General features: G+C 62.5%; 1 protein-coding gene. It reads left to right on the top strand.

Features of this window, described 5'->3' with window-relative positions:
• Window positions 1–1,375 (top strand): ABC transporter substrate-binding protein (locus tag AC1D00_RS40675; protein ID WP_477014585.1); only part of this gene is annotated, 1,375 nt, incomplete at its 5' end.
• Window positions 1,376–1,503: the final 128 nt, after the last annotated feature.

Here is a 1,503-nt window from a genome sequence, read left to right as displayed (position 1 = left end):
GCTGGTGCCCGGGCTCGCCACCGAAAGGAAGGTGGATGATGCCGACAAGACCAAATGGCGCTTCACCTTGCGCAAGGGGGTGAAGTTTCACGACGGCAGCGAGTTCAACGCCGATGCCGTGATCTGGAATCTGGACAAGGTGCTCAACGACAAGGCGCCGCAATTCGACAAGCGGCAGAGCGCGCAGGTGAAGACCCGCCTGCCGTCCGTCGCGAGCTACGCCAAGATCGACGACTCCACGGTGGAGATCACGACCAAGACGATCGACTCGTTCTTTCCCTATCAGATGCTGTGGTTCCTGGTCTCGAGCCCGGCGCAATATGAAAAGCTGGGCAAGGACTGGGACAAGTTCGCCAGCCAGCCCTCCGGCACCGGCCCGTTCAAGCTGACCAAGCTGGTGCCGCGCGAGCTTGCGGAGCTGACCAAGAATCCGGACTACTGGAACACGAAGCGGATTCCCAAGGTCGACAAGCTCGTGCTGGTGCCGATGCCGGAAGCGCTGACGCGCACCAACGCGCTGCTCGCCGGGCAAGTTGACCTGATCGAGACGCCGGCGCCGGACGCCGTGCCGCAGCTCAAGGCGGCCGGCATGAAGCTCGTCGACAACGTCACGCCGCATGTCTGGAATTATCATCTGAGCGTGCTGCCGGGCTCGCCCTGGACCGACATCCGCCTGCGCAAGGCGCTGAACCTTGCGATCGATCGCGAGGCGGTGGTCGGCCTGATGAACGGCCTGGCCAAACCCGCCAAGGGCCAGGTCGATCCGTCGAGCCCGTGGTTCGGCAAGCCGAGCTTCGAGCTGAAATACGACCTTGCGGCGGCGAAGAAGCTGGTCGAGGAAGCCGGTTACTCCAAGGCCAAGCCGCTCAAGACCACCTTCATCATCGCGCAGGGCGGCACCGGCCAGATGCTGTCGCTGCCGATGAACGAGTTCCTGCAGCAGAGTTTCAAGGAAATCGGCATCGACATCGACTTCAAGGTGGTCGAGCTGGAGACACTATATACGCATTGGCGCAAGGGCGCGGCCGACGAGATGAACGCCGGCATCACCGCCAACAACATCGCCTATGTCACGTCAGACCCGCTCTACGCCATCGTCCGCTTCTTCCATTCGGGCCAGATCGCGCCGGTCGGCGTCAACTGGGGCGGCTACAAGAACCCGAAGGTCGACGCCTTGATCGACGAGGCCAAGCAGACCTTCGACAGCGCCAGGCAGGACGAACTCTTGGCCCAGGCACATGCGCTGATCGTCGACGATGCCACGCTGGTGTGGGTGGTCCACGACACCAACCCGCATGCGCTGTCGCCGAAGGTGAAGCAGTTTGTCCAGGCGCAGCACTGGTTCCAGGACCTGACGACAATTGGGGTGGAGTGAGGGCTACGTAGGCCGCTCCAGCTAACACTGTCGTCCCGGCGCAGGCCGGGACCCATAGCCACAGGATTGAATTTGGCGAAGATTGCCAACTCCGATCTCGCGCAATCACTTCCGCCTCGGAGTATGGG

This window comes from Bradyrhizobium sp. P2_E8, from assembly GCF_056403875.1.
The sequence above is the reverse complement of the archived record's forward strand: the minus strand, read 5'-3'. Positions and strand labels throughout refer to the sequence as shown.